This is a genomic window from Sphingorhabdus sp. (assembly GCF_044239665.1).
Taxonomy (GTDB): domain Bacteria; phylum Pseudomonadota; class Alphaproteobacteria; order Sphingomonadales; family Sphingomonadaceae; genus Sphingorhabdus_B.
On the sequence record NZ_JBIIBA010000004.1, the window covers coordinates 71844 to 90507 of the forward strand.

Annotated in this window: 17 protein-coding genes; 7 read left to right on the forward strand and 10 right to left on the reverse strand. The window is 55.6% G+C overall.

Translation table 11 applies throughout. The annotated features are described in order from the left end of the window. Positions 1-91: 91 nt before the first annotated feature. The 3 genes from ACILP3_RS02280 to lnt are packed head-to-tail and all read right to left on the reverse strand — an operon-like array spanning position 92 to position 3890. Positions 92-796, reverse strand: a complete 705-nt coding sequence (locus ACILP3_RS02280) for a tRNA (guanine(46)-N(7))-methyltransferase TrmB (protein ID WP_395615051.1) — start codon at positions 794-796, stop codon at positions 92-94. Positions 797-839: 43 nt separating this feature from the next. After that, entirely contained in the window at positions 840-2048 is a 1209-nt protein-coding gene (gene metK, locus ACILP3_RS02285) for a methionine adenosyltransferase (protein ID WP_395615052.1), read from the reverse strand. Between the two features lie 60 nt (positions 2049-2108). Further along, positions 2109-3890, reverse strand: a complete 1782-nt coding sequence (gene lnt / locus ACILP3_RS02290) for an apolipoprotein N-acyltransferase (protein WP_395615053.1) — start codon at positions 3888-3890, stop codon at positions 2109-2111. Between the two features lie 70 nt (positions 3891-3960). On the opposite strand from lnt, the gene ACILP3_RS02295 reads away from it, so the two are divergent. The 3 genes from ACILP3_RS02295 to ACILP3_RS02305 are packed head-to-tail and all read left to right on the forward strand — an operon-like array spanning position 3961 to position 5941. Continuing rightward, entirely contained in the window at positions 3961-4335 is a 375-nt protein-coding gene (locus ACILP3_RS02295; RefSeq protein WP_395615054.1) for a hypothetical protein, read from the forward strand. Then, on the forward strand, positions 4332-4751 hold the full coding sequence (locus ACILP3_RS02300) for a VOC family protein (protein WP_395615055.1): 420 nt from the start codon (positions 4332-4334) through the stop codon (positions 4749-4751). Before ACILP3_RS02295 ends, ACILP3_RS02300 begins: the two co-directional genes overlap by 4 nt. Positions 4752-4789: 38 nt before the next feature. Then, a complete protein-coding gene (locus ACILP3_RS02305; protein WP_395615056.1) occupies positions 4790-5941 on the forward strand; it encodes a JmjC domain-containing protein in 1152 nt (383 codons plus the stop codon). Positions 5942-6132: 191 nt separating this feature from the next. Here ACILP3_RS02305 and ACILP3_RS02310 read toward each other — a convergent pair whose 3' ends face one another. Then, positions 6133-6684 (reverse strand): pseudouridine synthase, encoded by a 552-nt coding sequence (locus tag ACILP3_RS02310; protein WP_395615057.1) that lies wholly within the window; start codon positions 6682-6684, stop codon positions 6133-6135. A 34-nt stretch (positions 6685-6718) separates the two neighbouring features. On the opposite strand from ACILP3_RS02310, the gene ACILP3_RS02315 reads away from it, so the two are divergent. After that, a complete protein-coding gene (locus ACILP3_RS02315) occupies positions 6719-7219 on the forward strand; it encodes a DUF2793 domain-containing protein (RefSeq protein ID WP_395615058.1) in 501 nt (166 codons plus the stop codon). Positions 7220-7379: 160 nt separating this feature from the next. After that, positions 7380-8501, forward strand: coding sequence for an OmpA family protein (locus ACILP3_RS02320; RefSeq protein WP_395615059.1), 1122 nt, complete (start codon positions 7380-7382; stop codon positions 8499-8501). Positions 8502-8596: 95 nt separating this feature from the next. Here the strand turns inward: ACILP3_RS02320 and ACILP3_RS02325 are convergent, their stop codons facing one another. Together ACILP3_RS02325 and ACILP3_RS02330 are read right to left on the reverse strand one after the other, a co-directional pair. After that, positions 8597-11356 (reverse strand): [protein-PII] uridylyltransferase, encoded by a 2760-nt coding sequence (locus ACILP3_RS02325; protein ID WP_395615060.1) that lies wholly within the window; start codon positions 11354-11356, stop codon positions 8597-8599. Positions 11357-11393: 37 nt separating this feature from the next. Next, a complete protein-coding gene (locus ACILP3_RS02330) occupies positions 11394-13091 on the reverse strand; it encodes a class I adenylate-forming enzyme family protein (protein ID WP_395615061.1) in 1698 nt (565 codons plus the stop codon). 75 nt (positions 13092-13166) lie between these two features. On the opposite strand from ACILP3_RS02330, the gene lgt reads away from it, so the two are divergent. Together lgt and ACILP3_RS02340 are read left to right on the forward strand one after the other, a co-directional pair. Beyond that, positions 13167-14033, forward strand: a complete 867-nt coding sequence (lgt, locus tag ACILP3_RS02335) for a prolipoprotein diacylglyceryl transferase (protein ID WP_395615062.1) — start codon at positions 13167-13169, stop codon at positions 14031-14033. Beyond that, positions 14023-15081: a class I SAM-dependent methyltransferase gene (locus ACILP3_RS02340; RefSeq protein ID WP_395615063.1), complete on the forward strand. Its 1059-nt coding sequence runs from the start codon at positions 14023-14025 to the stop codon at positions 15079-15081. The genes lgt and ACILP3_RS02340 overlap by 11 nt, the downstream gene beginning before the upstream one ends. Here the strand turns inward: ACILP3_RS02340 and ACILP3_RS02345 are convergent. Genes ACILP3_RS02345 through ACILP3_RS02360 form a run of 4 tightly spaced genes read right to left on the reverse strand, consistent with a single transcriptional unit; the run spans position 15078 to position 18595 of the window. Further along, positions 15078-15674, reverse strand: a complete 597-nt coding sequence (locus tag ACILP3_RS02345; RefSeq protein WP_395615064.1) for an ABC-type transport auxiliary lipoprotein family protein — start codon at positions 15672-15674, stop codon at positions 15078-15080. The genes ACILP3_RS02340 and ACILP3_RS02345 overlap by 4 nt on opposite strands. Beyond that, complete coding sequence (locus ACILP3_RS02350; RefSeq protein ID WP_395615065.1) at positions 15671-16651, reverse strand: MlaD family protein; 981 nt, start codon at positions 16649-16651, stop codon at positions 15671-15673. The genes ACILP3_RS02345 and ACILP3_RS02350 overlap by 4 nt, the downstream gene beginning before the upstream one ends. A gap of 9 nt (positions 16652-16660) precedes the next feature. Next, entirely contained in the window at positions 16661-17482 is an 822-nt protein-coding gene (locus tag ACILP3_RS02355; RefSeq protein WP_395615066.1) for an ABC transporter ATP-binding protein, read from the reverse strand. Positions 17483-17485: 3 nt separating this feature from the next. Continuing rightward, complete coding sequence (locus tag ACILP3_RS02360; RefSeq protein ID WP_395615067.1) at positions 17486-18595, reverse strand: MlaE family lipid ABC transporter permease subunit; 1110 nt, start codon at positions 18593-18595, stop codon at positions 17486-17488. Positions 18596-18664 lie beyond the last annotated feature (69 nt).

Genomic DNA, 18664 nt, shown 5'->3' on the forward strand with positions numbered 1-18664 from the left:
GCATTTTGCGCAGCTTGCACCACGTGCATCGTCTCTCGTCGAACGCTTGGCCAAGTTCGTCGAATGTTTATCTTTGGCTTAGGTCCTGACCCTAGGTTTCTTTGCGGCGATAGCGGAAATACCAGACTTCATGCCCAAGGCGGCGCGCTTTTGCCTCATAGCGGGTTTCCGGCCAGCCGCCGGGGCGGTTTTGGAAATCGGACGCGTTATGGCACAGCCAGTCAAATTGCGGCCGGTGGCGCTGCATAATCATCAGCGCGTGACGGACATAAATGGGATGGTCGGTGCCAAAGCGGAACTCACCGCCGGGTTTTAACTTTGCTGCAATCAAATCGACTGGCCCGTCATTCATCATCCGGCGCTTTACATGCCGCGCCTTTGGCCATGGGTCGGGGTGCAGCAGATAGACGAAGGATAATGACCCGTCCGGAACACGGCGCAACATCTCCAACGCATCGCCCATATGCAGGCGAACATTGTGCAGGCCACCTTCACGGATATGGGACAAAGCTTGCGCAACGCCGTTCAGAAATGGCTCGCAGCCAATAAAGCCGTGATCGGGCAGCAGGTCGGCGCGAAACGCCAAATGCTCGCCGCCACCAAAACCAATTTCAAAATGCATTGCGCGGTCGTCGCCGAACAATTCTTGGCTTCTTAGCGCCCCTTCGTCCGGCACCGAAATCTGTGGCAGGAGATTGTCGACCAAGTCATGTTGCTCGGCACGCAGCTTTTTACCCTTTGAACGGCCATAGAGGCGGTTCAGCGTCGTTGGGTCCCCGATTTTGTTCGCAGTCATGAAGGTGGCGGCTAAACTTTCGGCCGCCACCCTGCAAGCCTAATCACGCCAAAGCGGCTTTGAGGTCCTCGACCAGATCGGTGCGTTCCCATGGGAAGAAGTCACCTTCGGGCGTGCGACCGAAATGGCCATAAGCGGCGGTCTTGCGATAAATCGGTTTATTCAGGCCAAGATGCGTGCGGATAGCGCGGGGCGTGAGGCCACCCAATTTTGCGATGCCCATGATCGCGGCTTCAATCTGGTCATCGCCGACCGTGCCAGTGCGGTGCGTGTCGACATAAAGCGACAAAGGCTTGGACACGCCAATGGCATAAGCGAGCTGAATGGTGCAGCGTGTCGCAAGGCCAGCAGCGACGATATTCTTCGCCAAATAACGGGTGATATAGGCGGCAGAACGGTCGACCTTCGTCGGGTCCTTGCCTGAAAACGCGCCGCCGCCATGCGGGGCTGCGCCGCCATACGTATCGACAATGATCTTGCGGCCCGTCAGACCCGCGTCGCCATCAGGCCCGCCGATTTCGAAGCTGCCCGTTGGGTTGATGTGATATTCGGTTTCGGTCAGCAGGCTGGCGGGAAGCAGGTCAGCGATGACGCCCTTCACATAATTGTGCAGCTCGGCTTCCTTCGCACCTTGGTCATAACCCGGCGCGTGCTGTGTCGACACAACGATTGCGGTCGCGGCCTCTGGCTTGCCTTCATTGTTGTAGCGCAAGGTAACCTGGCTTTTGGCATCAGGCTCAAGAAATGGCGCGGCACCGGAATGACGGTCTGCGGCCATGCGCTCAAGGATCTTGTGGCTGTAATCCAGCGTCGCTGGCATGAGGTCGGGCGTTTCCGTCGAGGCATAGCCAAACATGATGCCTTGGTCGCCTGCGCCTTCGTCCTTGTCGCCTGCGGCGTCTACGCCCTGCGCGATGTGCGCAGACTGGCCATGCAGGTTATTTTCAAAGCGCAGCGTTTCCCAATGGAAACCCTTTTGTGCGTAACCAATTTCCTTAACGGTGCGGCGGACGGTAGCCTCGATTTCTGCCTTGGCGCCATCGGCCCATTGGCCATTTTCATATACGCCTTTGCAGCGAATTTCACCCGCGAGCACAACCAATTGCGTCGTGGTCAAGGTTTCGCAGGCGATGCGCGCTTCGGGATCTTTGGATAAAAACAGATCGACGATGGCGTCTGAAATTTGGTCCGAAACCTTATCAGGATGTCCTTCGGACACGGATTCGGACGTGAAGAGGTAATTTGAGCGCATGGTTTTTCCAGTCTATTGCTGTGTCTGCGTATAAAGAATTCTTTATATCGTGATATGCCTTTAGCGAGAAGCGCGGCGGTGGGCAAGCGGTAACAATGCCAACAAAATCAGCATTCCGGCCAGACCGAGCGGAAGGACGTTACCGAAACGGGCGAACAAGGTCGGCGCTTTGGCGCGCGGTAAAAACGCATCGATGCGGCCATCAATGCCTAAGGGCAGGCTTTGCGTGATCTGGCCATTGGCATCGATGATGGCGCTGATCCCTGTGGGTGTTGCGCGGATGACGGGTAGGCCTTCCTCAATTGCACGCAACCGTGCCTGCGCCAAATGCTGCGGCGGGCCAATAGTGCCGAACCACGCGTCATTGGATGGATTGAAGATGAAATCGGGCCGGTTTTTGCGGTCCACCGTCTGGCCGGAAAAAATAATCTCATAGCAAATCTGCATGCCAATTTTGACGGGTTTGCCGTCAATGGTCACGGTGATTGTCTGCGCGCCCGGGCCAGGCCAGAAATCGAGGCTGCCCGGCACCAATCGCGCCAATCCAAGCGGTTTCAATAACCATGGCAAAGGCAGATATTCGCCATAAGGCACCAAATGCGCCTTGTCATAATGGCCAAGGATGCGGCCATAGGCGTCCATGGCGGACACGCTGTTGCGTGCAGCGACCAATTGCCGTTTTTCGAAAATAAGGCGGTTTGCACCTGTTACCAGCACATCATTATCGGCCATCAGCGTGGTGAGCCGCGCGCGTGCGCCAGCGGCGCTGTCGCCAGCCTGCCCCCGATAATAATGATAAGGATAGCCATCCTCCAAATAGTCCGGAATCGCCGCCTCTGGCCAAAGGAGAAGGCGCGGACCTTGACCCTGTAAAGGGCGGCTGTTCATCGCCAGCTTGGCAAAGTTGATCACGTCATAGCCGGGTGCATATTTGTCGGCTTGGGAGATATTGGGTTGGACCACGGTGACGGCGATGGGTTGTGTTTGGGGAACCGTGCTGCTGAAAAATCCGCCCCAGAGCGAAACACGCGCGATAATTCCTATCGCGGCGAATACAAAGAGCAACAATCCACCAATGAAATAGCCTGTCCATCCGCCGCTACTGCGTTCGGCGTTGGATGCCCGCGTCCAAAGCGACGTAAATTTGTAAACGCCGCCGACAACCAAAATGATGACACCCGACATGCCATAGGTCCCAACCGCGCTGGCAAGCTGTGCCGCATAAGGCAGGGACAAAGTGATGACGCTCAACGGGTTCCAGACATAGCCGGTGAACACCCAACTGCGCAGCCATTCGGTGATGATCCACAGGCCAGCAAAACCGAGGATGAGGGGGAGTGAAATCCTCCCCGGCACGGGGAGCGGGACCGCCGAAGGCGGTGGAGGGGGGGTGCCTTCATCCGCCGCCCTTTCGGCATTTTCCCCTCCGTCACGCGCTGCGCGCGCGCCACCTCCCCGTGAACGGGGAGGATTTGAAAGCAGCCACGCCCCTGCCGCCGCCAAGGCAGGATACACCGCCAAATACAAAGCCAGCGCGACCACGGCGATATAGCCTAGCCAGATTGGCATCGCGGCCTGAAAGGTAAAGGCGACCGCAATCCATTGATTGCCAAAGGTGAAATGCCCGACCCCGAACAGCCAGCCAAGAATGAACGCCCGCTTTGTATTTTGGGCATGCGCGATCAGATGGATCAGCAACGCAAAGCAAACGAGCGTCAGCGGCCAAAGCCCCCAAGGTTCAAAGCCATAAGCCGACAATGCGCCAGCGCCTATAGCGGCCGAGCGCGCAAATCGGTGAAGCAGGGCGGAGATTTTCTGCACGCCTTCGCCTTTGCCGTTCATATGTGACAAATGCAATCGGGCAAACAAGGTCCTTGCTTGCGGTTCGCCGTTTGCCTGCTAATTCAGGGCCATGATATTTTTCGCAATTGCGCTTGTCGCCACTCCCCCGTCCGCGCTCACCGACGCCCATCAAGGCGATATTGCCTGTGTCGCCGTCATTGCGACCTTGGCCGAGAAACAGCGGACAGGCACGGCGTCAGCCGATGCACCCGATGTTCGCCAATTGGGCAAAAAATGGGCCGGCATTGTCGGTAATCGCGTCACCACGCAAAGCGGGCAACCGCGCGAATTGGTCGCGGTCGCTATGGCGGAAGCCGCCAAAGCCGAATTTCAGCGGCCAAGTGATTTGGCGCGGATCAACTATTGCGCCGTGCAAATGACGGCGGAACTTGCTAATGCCGACAGCTTCAACAAACCCTTGCCCAAGCCGGTGACATCCAAATGAGCTTACGTCCCTTCCATCTCGCTTTTCCTGTCCACGATCTTGCCGAAGCGCGGCATTTTTACGGGGGCATCATGGGCTGCGCCGAAGGGCGGTCGTCCGACCAATGGATCGATTTCAATTTTTTCGGCCACCAAATTGTCGCACATTTGGATGCGTCGGCGCGCAGCGTTTCGACGCATAATCCGGTGGATGGGCATGACGTCCCCGTCCCGCATTTCGGCGTTGTTTTGGACATGGACCAATGGGAGGCCTTGGCAGAACGCGTAAAGGCGGCGGGCGTCCGGTTTGGTATCGAGCCACATATCCGGTTCAAGGGCCAAGTGGGCGAGCAAGCCACGATGTTTTTTTATGACCCAAGCGGCAATGCGTTGGAGTTCAAGGCATTTGCCGATGATGCGAATTTGTTTGCGCGCTGACGCTTGCATTTTGCCGTTTTAGGCCACAGCGCGACGTCATGGACTTTCAAAATTTCGACATTGACCAATTTCTGCGGGAATATTGGCAGAAAAAACCGCTGCTGATCCGCAATGCGTTTCGCGACTGGCAAAACCCGCTGGAGCCGGACGAGCTGGCGGGGCTGGCCTGCGAAGAGGAAATGGAATCGCGGCTGATTTGCCAAACCGATGCGGGTTGGGAGATGGAGCAAGGTCCGCTGGCCGAAGAACGGCTTTCTGGCTTAAGCGAAAGCCATTGGACATTGCTGGTGCAAGCGGTCGACCATCATGTGCCGGCGGTTGCCGACCTGATCGCGCCGTTCCGTTTCATTCCCAATTGGCGCATCGACGATGTGATGGTCAGCCTTGCCGCCGACCAAGGCGGGGTGGGACCGCATTTCGACCAATATGATGTTTTCCTCATCCAAGGGCTTGGCCGCCGCCGCTGGCAGATCGGGCCGCACTGCGATGCTGATACGCCGTTGCTGCCGCATAACGATTTGAAATTGCTCAGCGCATTTGCGGCGACCGAGGAATGGGTGTTGGAACCCGGCGATATCCTCTATGTCCCGCCGGGCATCGCGCATAATGGCGTTGCGGTGGGTTCGGATTGCATGACCTATTCGGTTGGTTTCCGCGCACCATCGCGCGCCGACCTTTTGGGGCATTATGTCGATGATGTTCTGGATGGGATTCCAGATGACGAACTCTACCGCGACCCAGATTTGAAGGACCAGGCCAATGCAGGCGAGATTTTGCCTGAGGCGCTTGCCCGCTTGCAGCAGATGGTGCTGGAATCCTTGTCCGACCCTGCGCATTTCGCCCGCTGGTTCGGCACCTTCAACAGCGCGCCCAAATATCCCGACGTGGATTGGCGACCCGAAATACCCGTTACGCCGCAGGACGTGCGCGCGGCGATCAGCGCGCAAGTGCCGCTGTCGCGCAATCCGGCGAGCCGATTGGCTTTTATCGCCACAGGCGCGGACGCGCTCATGCTGTTTGCCGATGGTGTCTGTTTTGACTGCATTGGCGAGACGGCGGCCTTGGCGAAAGATTTGTGCGCTGCGGATAGCGTGGTTCTCGACGTCGCATTGGTGGGCAGCGCGGCGGCCATCGATTTGCTAACTCAGCTCTGCAATAATGGCTGCATCGCATTTGACAGCGAGGATTGATCTGCGCACGCGGTTAAGCATCTGCGCGAAGAAAGCGCGTTATGCAAATGAGGCTGACGCGCTATCGGCGATTGCAAAGGCGACAATCACGCTGCGGCACTATGCGTGCGACCGTTGCGGGCAGTTTCATTTGACCAGCCGGACGAAGGGCAAGCGAATCCCGCGCCCGTCGGGTGATTGAGGGCCTTGGTTTAGACCTCGACTTCGCGCCAGCTTCCCGGCGCAAGGCCATCAAGCGTCCATTCGCCAATCGCGCGGCGGACCAACCGCAAGGTCGGGTGCCCGACGGCAGCGGTCATGCGTCGGACCTGGCGGTTGCGGCCCTCACGGATCGTCAGCATGATCCAGCTATCGGGCACCGACAGCCGCACGCGGATCGGCGGGTCGCGCGGCCATAGCATGGGGTCGGCAATCCGCTCGGCTTCGCACGGCAGGGTCAGGCCATCCTTCAACGATACGCCGCGCCGCAACTGCACCAGCGTATCGTCGGTCACGTCGCCTTCGACTTGCACCAAATAGCTTTTGGCCATTTTATATTTGGGGTCCGATATCCGCGCCTGCAAACGGCCATCATCGGTTAGCAGCATCAACCCCTCACTATCCATATCGAGCCGCCCCGCAGGATAGACGCCAGGCACATCCACAAATTGCGACAAAGTCGGCCGCGGCGAACCCTCCGTCCCCATGTCGGTAAATTGCGGCAAGACGCCATAAGGTTTGTTGAACAGAATGATGCGGGACATGCGGGTGCTGTAGCGAAAGCGGGGGAGATGCGAAATGCTGTTGTGGGTGGGGGTGGTGAAAGATTGGGCAGTCAACTCACTGGAGCACGGTAATGCCGAAAAAGAAAAGTCCCAAAAGCCAAAAGGAGCAAAGCGAGCGGCGCAGAAAGAAATTAAGCATAATGAAGCGCTCGTTATCATCGATGCGCTGCTGCATATGGCAGTCGAAGCTGCCTTGACGGTTGCACCGACCGCAACCGACAATGATAGCGGTAAGTGTTGGATCATTAATGGGACCCCAACGGGTGCCTGGGCAAACAAAGCTGGTCAGATTGCCTGTTGGATTGGAGGCAGTTGGCGCTTTGTCATTCCCCATGAAGGCATGGGGGTTTGGAACAAATCCACACGGCGGCACAGCCGGTTCATATCCGGCCAATGGACGACCGCGCCTACGGTCCCTAATCCAACTGACGGCACGGCCGTCGACAGCGAGGCGCGCGCAGCTATTGTTGCGATTTTACAATATTTCCGGCTGATCGGCATTTTAGCAACATGAACCGAAAACGGCGGAAAACGCTGCAAATATTATCATAGATTGTGAATAATGGCGACATTTTGGCAACAGTATAGAGACATAGCGACTTGCATCGATGGAACAGAATTGGTAGACAAAGGTTCTCGAATTTCCGTTCCTAAGATAGATAAGGGGAAAGTTGATGCGTAAGTTAGCCATAAGTTTGGCGCTCGCTTCTACAGCTCTGGCGTCACCGGCTTTGGCCCGCGACAACCAGTGGTATGTTGGAGTTGATGGCGGTGCCATGTTAGTAGAAGACCTTGCTTTGGATATTGGTGTCATCAGTGATGCGGCATCATTAGACACGAACAAGGGTTATGATGTTGGCGGCGTTGTCGGATATGATTTCGGTGGCTTCCGTCTTGAATCAGAAGTTTCGTATCGTAAGGCAGATGTAACTGGCGTAACCAGCCAATCGCCCCAGATCACGAGCGGTACCAGCACTGCTTTGCGGAGTGCCGGCACATATGAGCTCGATGGTGATGCAAATGCACTGAGCTTCATGGTCAATGGACTGTTGGATTTCGGTGACGATGATGGCATTCAAGGCTTTATCGGCGGCGGCGTTGGCGTTGCACGCGTAGATGTGCAAGCTGTGCTCGCAGCACCAGCATTCCTTGATGACTCGGATACGGGTTTTGCATGGCAGGCACTCGCTGGCGTTCGTGCGCCATTGAGCGATAACTGGGACGTTGGCGTAAAGTATCGTTTCTTTAACGCAGACAAGGTCAGCCTGGTTGATCGTCTCGGCCGTGCGGTCGACACACGCTTCCGTTCGCACAGCATCATGGCAAGCTTGGTTTACAACTTCGGCGGCGCACCTGCGCCTGTTGAAGTGGCACCACCGCCACCACCACCACCTTATGTGGCACCACCGCCACCACCGCCACCACCGCCGCCACCTGCGCCGGTGTGCAACACAGGTCCTTATATCGTATTCTTCGATTGGGATAAATCGGACCTGCGTACAGACGCGGCTTCGGTTCTCGATAATGCCGTTGCGCAATATTCGAACTGTGGCAGCGCGAAGGTTATGCTTGCAGGTCACGCCGATAAGTCGGGTACTGCAAAGTATAACGTTGGCCTCTCAGAGCGTCGTAACGGTACCGTTCGTGCGTATCTTGAGTCCAAGGGCGTAACAGCTGGCGCGATTGCTACGGAAGCATTTGGCGAAACTGCACCATTGGTACAAACTGCAGATGGTGAGCGTGAACCGCAAAACCGTCGCGTGGAAGTCACCTACGGTCCAGGTTCGGGAATGTAATTCCCAATCTGTTTTCAGGTTAAAAGAAAGGCTGGTCGAAAGACCGGCCTTTTTTTTGCGTCGCTTGCATAGTCGCGCGCATGACTGTGCAGATTTTAGGCCGCAGCCTTTGCCTTCACGCGCGCCTTGACTGTTGCTGCTTCCAAAAGCCGCGTCTCAAGTGCCTTTAACTTGTTTTTGTTTTCGATTTTTCCGCCGAACAAATCCGTCACATAAAATGTGTCGACGGCGCGTTCCCCGTAAGTGGCGATATGCGCACTGTGCAATGTGACTTTGGATTCAAACAGCGCGAGCGCTAAATTATTGAGCAAAGCGGGCCGATCCAGCGCATTTACCTCAATCACTGTAAATCGGTTGGAAGCTTGATTATCAATCAACACCGATGGCGCGATTTTAAAGGCATCGGCCCTGCGCAACGCTTTCGGTTTTGCATCCAATTGTGTCATCAACCGCGCGCGGTTGCTGAGCGCCTCTTCAATGATACGCTGGAGGCGGTTTAACTGGCTTTGCTCCTGAAAAGGACGACCCAGCGGATCTTGGATAAGGAAATTGTCCACCGCCATGCCGTCACTGCTGGTGTGAATGCGCGCATCGATGATGTTGCCGCCCGCCAGATGAATGGCACCCGCTATCCGGTAAAACAACCCTGGATGGTCGGCGGCAAAAACCGTGACGAGCGTCGCGCCGCGATCGGGGTAGAAGCACGCATCAATGGCAAGACCCGTGCCCACATTGGAAAGTAGGTGCCGAGCGTTGCGCGCAATGATGTCATCTGGTTCCGCAATCCAATAAGCGTCGGGAAGCGTTTTGGCAAAAGCAGCAAATGTATCGGCGGGCAGTTGCAACGCGGACGCCAGTTTCGCTTTTTTCGAGGCAATCCGTTCGTCCCGACCCCGCTGCTTATGTCCCAGACGTAGGACTTCTTCGGTGGCTTCAAACAGGTCCGACAAAAGCTGCCGTTTCCAACTATTCCAAACGCCCGGCCCCACGGCGCGGATGTCAACGACGGTCAAGACCAATAACAGCTTCAACCGCTCGGGCGACTGCACGGCTTGGGCAAAATCCAAGATAGTCTTGAAATCTGCCAAGTCCCGCTTGAACGCGGTCGCAGACATCAACAAATGATAACGGACAAGCCAAGCCACGGTTTCCGTCTCGGCCGGTGAAAGACCAAGCCGCGGGCATAAGGTTTCGGCAACCTCGGCTCCTAAGGCACTATGGTCACCGCCCCGCCCCTTCGCGATGTCGTGGAGCAAAGTTGCGACAAACAATACCCGCTTGCTGACAATCTGTTGCACCATTGCCGTAGACAGCGGGTGATCCTGCTTTAGCTTGCCCCTGTTGATATCGGCCAGCAATCCAATCGCGCGGATAGAATGTTCATCTACTGTGTAATGATGATACATGTCGAACTGCATTTGCGCGACGACGCGGCGGAAATCAGGAATGAACCTGCCAAAGACGGTAGATTCATTCATCCAGCGCAACACCGTTTCCGGGTCGCGTGGAGACGTCAGAATTTCGAGGAAAAGCGCGTTAGCGCGGGGGTCGCGTCGCACTATTTTGTCGATCAACCGGGCATCCCTTTGGGCCGCGCGCATAGCCAGCGGGTGGATTTCCAATTCATGCAGATCTGCCAAATGAAATATCTCGAGCAAACGCACGGGGTCTTGCGCAAAAAAATCGTCATCGGGCAGCGCCAAGCGACCGCGATCCAGTTGAAAGCCGTTTAGCTTTCCCGGTTTCCGGGCAAAACTGGGCAAGAAGCGACGGCCCTTTTTGGCCATAGCTTCGTCCAAATGCGCAAGGAAAAGCCCGGTTACGTCGCCAACCGTTTTTGCGTTCAAAAAGTAAAAGTGCATGAACCGTTCAACCGCCGAGCGTCCGGGGCGATCGGCAAATTGCATAAGCTCTGCAACTTCGCGCTGCAGATCAAATGTCAGACGTTCTTCCGCGCGCCCGGTGATATTGTGCATATGGCAACGCACCGACCACAAGAAATTTTCGGCCTTTCTGAAACGATTATATTCTTCAATGGTCAGCAGGCCAACGTCGACAAGTTCGGACGCGGCTGACACTTTGTGGATATATTTACCAATCCAATAGAGGGTGTGCAGGTCGCGAAGCCCGCCTTTACCATCCTTGATATTGGGCTCGACCACATATCGGCTGTCACCCATGCGCCGGTGCCGATCATCGCGTTCAATCATTTTTAGGCGCACAAATTCAGACGCCGTGTTGGCGACGACTTCATTCCAGAAACGCAGCGAAGCCTCTTCGTAAACGCCGCGGTCGCCCCAAACAAACCGGCTTTCCAGTAAAGCGGTGCGGATGGTCAAATCCTCTTGCGCCATCTTTACGGTTTCATCGAGGGACCTGCTCGATTGGCCAACCTTCAACCCAAGGTCCCAAAGCAAATAGAGGATCGCTTCGACAACCTGCTCGGTCCACGAGCTGCGCTTGAAAGGCGTTACAAAGCCGATATCGACGTCGCTGTGCGGCGCCATTTCACCGCGGCCATATCCACCAACTGCCAGCACCGCGATCCTTTCGGACGCGGAGCGGTTCGCAGCGGGATATGCATGAACGGTGACATAATCGTAGATGAGCCGAACGATTTGATCGATAAGAAATGCTTGCTCCGCCGATGCGCGATAGCCTTGAGACGGCGCCGCATTTAGGCGTTGTTGTATTTCGGCCCGACCGTTGGTCAGAGCCGTTTGCAGTATTTCTACGACACGAGGACGGCGTGCCTGGGCCCCGTCTTCGCGCACGATGGTTTCAATCTGTTCCGCAAGCGCGCTCCGGTCGATAATGTCGCGTTGCTTGAATATCCGTTCTGCTGTTGATGCCATCAGGTGACCTTAGTCGCGATCCGGCATCCTGTCAGCATCAACCAGATATCTTGGCATTATATTCGCGTCGCAGCGTCACCCGGTCGATTTTCTGCGTCCCCAGACGGGGGAGCGGTTCGGCAACTTGCCAGAAATGGGCAGGAATCTTAAAGGGTGCAAGACGCGGCGCCAAAAACGCTTTCAACGCCTCCTCTGTCAGCGTGACGCCGTCCTTTGTCTGATAGACGATACCGGGAACCTCACCATATTTGTCATCAGCGATACCAAATACCGACAATTCGACTATCGAGTCATGCTCATAGGCGGCTGCTTCAACCTCGGGGCAGCTTATATTCTCGCCGCCTCGGATGATGATATCTTTCTTGCGGTCGACGATGAATAAATAGCCGTCTTCGTCGAGATAACCGATGTCGCCGGTCCGGAAAAACCCATCGGCGGTGAAGGCGTCGCGCGTGGCATCTTCGTTATTCCAATAGCCATTGAAATTGGCAATCGTCCGAATGCCCACTTCCCCACGTTCACCTTGCGGCAAGACATTGCCATCATCGTCCAGCATTTGGACTTCTACGAGCGGCTTGGTCGCAGGGCCGGTGCTGGTTGGCTTTTCCAGATAATTGTCCGTGAAATTGCCGCAGCCAACGCCGTTGGTTTCGGTAAGGCCATACCCTAATAATGGATAGCCCCAGCTCATTTCCTTGCGGATTTTTTTGACATGCTCGACAGGACGCGGTGCGCCGCCGGCGGCAAATGCGGTGCAACTGGTAAGGTCATATTTATGGCGGGCCGGGTGCGTCGCAAGCTCAATGCTCATCAATGGAACGCCCACAAAATAGGTGATGCGTTCTTTTTCAATGATCCGCATCGCGTCTTCTGCGTCCCATTTGGGCATCAACACGAGCTTGCGGCCAATGGCGAAGCTTTGCAGCACCAAGGGAATTGACGCGGTGACGTGGAACAATGGCACATTGACGAGCGCCGAGGGCTGCGCTGGCATTGATTGGCCGCTGGCGGACATGAGTTCGAAGAAGACAAGCGTCTGACCCACATAGCTCATCGCGCCCTGGACGACAGCGCGATGGTCTGACACGGCACCCTTTGACTGTCCAGTTGAACCAGACGTGTATAATATCGTCGCATTATCCAGCGGATCCAGCGTTGGCAGCGCTGTTGCAGCGCCGCCACCCTGTGCGGTCAAAACCGATAAGCCATCCAAGGGCCGGGAATCATGGTTGATGATGAGGAGTTCGCAACCACCAAGATCTTGTCCGGCCATCCGCGCGGCACGCTGTTCATCGGCAAGAACGAAGCGGCAGCCGACCATGCGAATGCCTTCAGCCAACTCGCCGCCCTGCCACCAGCCATTCAGCAAAGTGGCAACGCCGCCTGCCATCACAATCGCCATATAGGCAATGATCCAATTGGCCGAGTTGCGCGCCGCAATGCCAACGCGCTCACCCTTTTGAAGTTTGTGGCCTTCGACAAGGCCACCTGCCAAGGCGCGGGCCGCACCATAAGTTTCTGCGAAACTTAAACGGATATCACCATCGACCAAAAATTCCTTGTCGGCATGGGTTGCGCAGAAAAATGCGAAATAGTCGGCCATGTTACCCGGCGCTTTGGCGAAAACGGGCAATTGGACACCGTTTTTCTCGGCATAGGTAACGGCCAAGGGGCCATCATTGGCCATAAGCCGGTTAATGGTGGCATCGATTGCAAGGTCCAACTGCGAGGGCATGTGATTCTCTCCTAAACTCTTTGTGCGTCTTCTATTTGGCTCTATAGGAATGTCAAAATATCCTGAGGAAATATTGTGTCATTCGAGATTATTTCAACTGCTGCTGGATTTATTCAATTTACCGACCTTGGCGTAGGTCCGGTTGCGCTTGATCTGGGCTTCTTTCAGATCCGTTGGTATTCGCTTGGTTATCTGGTTGGCATAATGCTTGGCTATTGGATGTTGCTGAAATTGCTCGTCCGTCCAGGCGCGCCAATGTCCCGCGCGCAAGCCGATGACATCATCCTATACACCACCTTGGGCATCATTTTGGGTGGACGCATTGGCTATATCTTATTCTACCAACCGTCCATTTTGCAGAACCCCATGGATGTACTCAAACTGTGGGAAGGCGGGATGTCGTTCCATGGCGGCGCGATTGGTATTATATTTTCGCTCTGGCTTTTGGCGCGCAAGCATAAGCTGTCTTTCTTGCGTGTCTGTGATTACGTCGCCTGCGTCGTTCCCTTTGGGTTATTCCTCGTGCGCTTGGCGAACTTCGTGAATGATGAGCTTTGGGGTCGCGTCACTGACGTGCCTTGGGCCGTTGTGTTTCCCAATGGCGGGGATTTGCCGCGCCACCCAAGCCAATTGTATGAAGCTGTGTTTGAAGGGCTATTGATGGCCGCAATATTGTGGCCATTATTCTGGAAAACCAATGCGCGGTATAGGCCGGGGTTCCTGACGGGTATGGCCGCAATCATTTACGGCACGGCCCGGTTTTCCATCGAGTTTTTCAGGGAGCCGGACCAGCAGCTGCAGTGGTTGGTGGAAACAAGTGGCCTGAGCATGGGGCAGTGGCTCACTATTCCGATGATATTGGTCGGACTGTTCCTCGTGTTCACCGCAGGTGCGCGCAAGCAACGTGCAGAGGCCATGGCCGGCAGTAACAGTGTCACCTGACAGCGCGCAAGTTGCAGTCCGCCTTGCGCAACAGATAGAGGCATCAGGCCCCGTCAGCGTTGCCGAATATATGCGTGTGGCCAATACCGCATATTATGGGCGCGCTGACCCGCTGGGCGCAGCAGGTGATTTCATCACGGCACCAGAAATCAGCCAAATGTTTGGCGAGATGGTGGGCATTTGGTTGAGCGATTTATGGTTACGCCATCGCCCGGCGGCCTGTTATTATGTAGAGCTTGGCCCTGGCCGCGGGACTTTGGCGGCAGACGCGCTGAGAACAATGAAGCGTTTGGGTTGGGAGCCATCGGTTCATTTTGTAGAAAACAGTCCTGCATTGCGCGCCAAGCAGGTGCAGGCAGTGCCTGACGCGACATTCCATGACAATCTGGAAACCCTTCCGACCGATGCGCCCTTGTTCGTTGTGGCAAACGAGTTTTTTGACGCTTTGCCGATCCGGCAGATTGTCTCAACACTAGGCGGCTGGCGGGAGCGGGTCGTTGTGCAGGATGGTGTGTCCGGCTTTGCCGCAATGCCCGGCGCTTGCGTGACCGAGGACCTTATCCCCGAACAATTTCGCACTGCCGCCATGGGTAGTATTTACGAACTCTGTCCTGAAGCATCATCGATCATGCATCAGCTTTCGGCGCGGCTAGCACAGCAGGGCGGGGTGATGTTGGTCATCGACTATGGCTATACACAGCCCGCGTTGGGCGACACTTTGCAAGCAGTGCAAAGCCACACATATGCCGACCCTTTCACCAATCCGGGCCAGCATGATTTGACGGCGCATGTCGACTTTTTTGAATTGTCGAACTGTGCGAAAAACTGTGGTCTTTTGGTGGCTGGACCAAGCGACCAAGGCGCATGGCTTTCGGCTCTTGGTATTGACCAGCGTGCGCAAATTTTGGCCGCGGCCAACCCCAGCAGAGCCGCAGACATTGCTTCTGCACGTAACCGACTGGTCGCGCCAGATGCCATGGGGGCATTATTCAAAATATTGGCCACCTATGCCCCAGATTGGCCGCAGCCTGAGGGGTTCGGTCTTTAGCCAGCCCAGTCGGCGATCTGGCTCGCAACGTCGTTCGCGGCGGCATTTAACGCTGCCCCTGCCGGTGCGGGCGCAATCGCGTTTACGGGTCGCCGTGCCTCAAACCTGCGTTTTTCGGTTGCACTTCCGCGTATAATTTTGACCATGTCATAGACCACAACGGCCTCGTTGGTGGTGGCATCGATACCAAATTCCAGCAGGCTTCCCGACAAATAGCGCGTGGCCTTTCCGCCCGCGTCCACTTCATTGAGCACAAGATTGCCGCTCTTCGCCGACACAGTTTCGACGAGCAACATCTGCATCAAACGGGCGGGTTTGTCCGCCCAAAATGCGTCTTTGAGATAGGCTATGCTGCTGGCATCAATCTGGACCGGCACGCGGTTATTATCTAGCTTGCGCGGGACTTGCGGTATCTGGATAACCAAGGCATCGGCAACGGCCGCTGTGCGCGCAGCACCAGCAGACACGACATTGTCGGCCGTCAGGAGCAGCATGGAGACGGGTGCCTTGCCGCCGAAGCTGACGCAGGCGCCAAGCATTATGAGGAGAGGTAACGCATATAAGCGTGGACCGGAGATTTTGCTGAACATCATTTTGGGTTCCTGCTGCCGGGTTTATAATCGGGTAAGGCGGGTGCGCCGACGACGCTACCGATGCCGCCTTGGTCCACTTTCTCGGTTACGGACTTTAACGATACCGATAATTCTCTCAAGTCACGTGCCAGTTGTGTCACTTCGGGCAAAGTCTGGCTATTCAACGTTTCAATTGCCGGGTTGGCATTGTTCAAGGTCGTTTCCAACGCAGCCAGACTGCCATTTGCGGACCGCAATGTTTTGCGCAATTCATCCAGCATCGGGCGACCTTCACTGTCGAGTAGCTTATTTGTAGAGCCTGCCATTTTGGTAATCTCATCGGCAGCAAGGCCCGCCTTTTGCAAGGTAATGCGCGATTCCTGAATGGCCGCACGCAAGTCGGGTCCTTGCGCTACTAATGTTCCCGAAATGCTCTCCACATTGTCCAAAATCTGTTCGACGGACTGTTGGTTCTTGTCGGACAATATGTTGGTCAGCCGTTCGGTCAAGGTGGATAGCCGTTCCAAAAGCAAAGGCGCGTTATTGAGCAGTTCGCCCAAGGCGCCTGGCTTTGTCGGAATGACGGGCACGCCTGTGGGGCATGCGGTCTGTGGATTCACCTTAGGGCAATTTAGTGCAGGCGCGCCTTTAACCGCACCATCCAGTTGAATTTCGGAAACGCCAGTGAAGCCGATGCCGTTGATCGTCGCTGTTGTGCCCTGAAGCACGGGCACAGAGTCCTTGACGCTTATGCGCACCCGAACAAATTCCGGATCGGGCCCCCATAATTCGATGCTCTCAATCTGGCCGACCGGAACACCGGAAAAAGACACGCCTGAACCCTTGGCCAGCCCATTGACCGATTGCTGAAAGAATATGTCATATTCTTTCTTGTCGCCATCGCTTGTCCGCGAAAGCCAAACGGTAAAGGCCGCCAGCAGCGCCAGAAGGAGAAGCGTGACAGCGCCCACCATCACATAATTGGATTTAGTTTCCATATGCCTGCCTTATGACCTTCCTAGCTGCTGCGTCTTTGCACCTGCGGATTCACCCCCGTCGCTGTGACCGCGCCGTGCCGCGCGGCCGCGTGGGCCACTGAAATACTCGTTGATCCAAGGGTGATCGATGGCGAGCAATTCTTCAATTGCGCCTATGGCTATAACTTTTTGATCGGCCAAAACGGCCACGCGATCACAAATGGAATAGAGCGTATCAAGATCATGCGTAATCAAAAAGACGGTTAGGCCAAGCGTCTCTTTCAAATCGCGTGTTAAATTGTCGAATTTGGCCGCCCCGATAGGATCAAGCCCGGCGGTTGGTTCATCCAGAAACAACAATTCCGGATCCATCGCCAATGCCCGCGCGACACCAGCACGCTTGCGCATACCGCCCGATAGCTCGGATGGATATTTATGCGCAGCTTCCGGCGGCAGGCCGCTTAAGAAGATTTTGTAGCGCGCGATTTCATCGAGCAGTTCTTTGCTGAAATCCGGATAAAATTCCCGCAACGGCACCTGCACATTTTCCGCGACGGTTAAGGTTGAAAACAATGCGCCGCCCTGAAAAAGGACGCCCCAGCGTCGCCGGACGTCGGAGGCTTCATCTTCTTCCTTGCCGATCATGCCTTCGTCAAAGACGCGAATTTCGCCTGAATCTGGTTGTTGCAAGCCGATGATTGACCGCATGAGTACGGATTTGCCCGTTCCCGACCCGCCAACAACGCCCAATATTTCGCCACGGCGGACTTCGATGTTGAGATCCTGATGGATCACTTGGTCGCCAAAGCTATTACACAGGCCAGTGACGGAAATGATGTTGGGTGGGGCCATGGTTTAATCCCAACCAATTTCGCTAAAGAACACAGCGAAAAATGCGTCGAGGACGATAACAAGGAAAATGGCCTGCACGACGGCAGCAGTGGTCTTCAGGCCCACTTGCTCGGCATTGCCTTTGACCTGCATTCCCTGAAAACAACCCGCCATCGCAATAATTGCGCCAAAGACTGGGGCCTTTATCATCCCAACCCAGAAGTCGGTAATCGGCGTTACTTCGCGCAGTCGCTGAACAAAGGTCGCTGGCGGGATATCCAGCACAATCCAGCACAATAGCCCGCCGCCAATAATCGACATTAACGAAGCGAAAATACCGAGCAAGGGCATCATGATCACCGCAGCGATCACGCGCGGCACGACCAACGCTTCTACAGGGACAACACCGATCGTGCGCATGGCGTCAATTTCTTCGGTGATCTTCATCGTTCCGATCTGGGCGGCAAAGGCAGACCCAGATCGACCCGCAACCATGATCGCGGTCATCAATATGCCCAGTTCACGCAAAGTAAGTCGCCCGATCAGGTTGATGGTAAATATCTCGGCGCCAAACTGGCGGAGCTGCACCGCGCCTTGCTGCGCAATGACGATGCCGATGAGGAAGCTCATCAGGCCGACAATGCCTAATGCGCGGACGCCGACCATATCGAAATGTTGAACCACCGCGTGCCAGCGAAAGCGGCGCGGGCTGATTATCAAAGTGAAGAACGCTTTGACCACTTGCCCGACAAAGCCAAGGAATTGCAAAAAAGTCGTTATGCCGACGACAACACCACCGCCCACTTCAGCCAAAAAATGATGCAGCGGTGAAATCGTTGGTTTCGCAGCGACTTCGGCTTGATCGACACCGCGGACAGCATCAATCAAACGATCAGCGTCATTCGCGCCGCCGGTGATTTGCGCATTATGTTCTTTAGCGGTCCGATAGACGAGCCAGGCACCGACTGTGTCCATATGGGTGACGCCGGAAATATCGATTTCAGAAAAGGGGCCACCAATGTCGCGCAAATGGCGGTCAACATCACCAATTGACGCAATGGCGAAGTCACCAGACAGCCGGAGAACTTGCCCGCTGGGCAGATATTCAACAGTGAGTTCGGCAGAGTTAGCCATGGCGATATAATTGGCCTATTATGAGGACTATCACAAGCCTGTAGACTTCTTAGGTAAAGTTATGCCTTT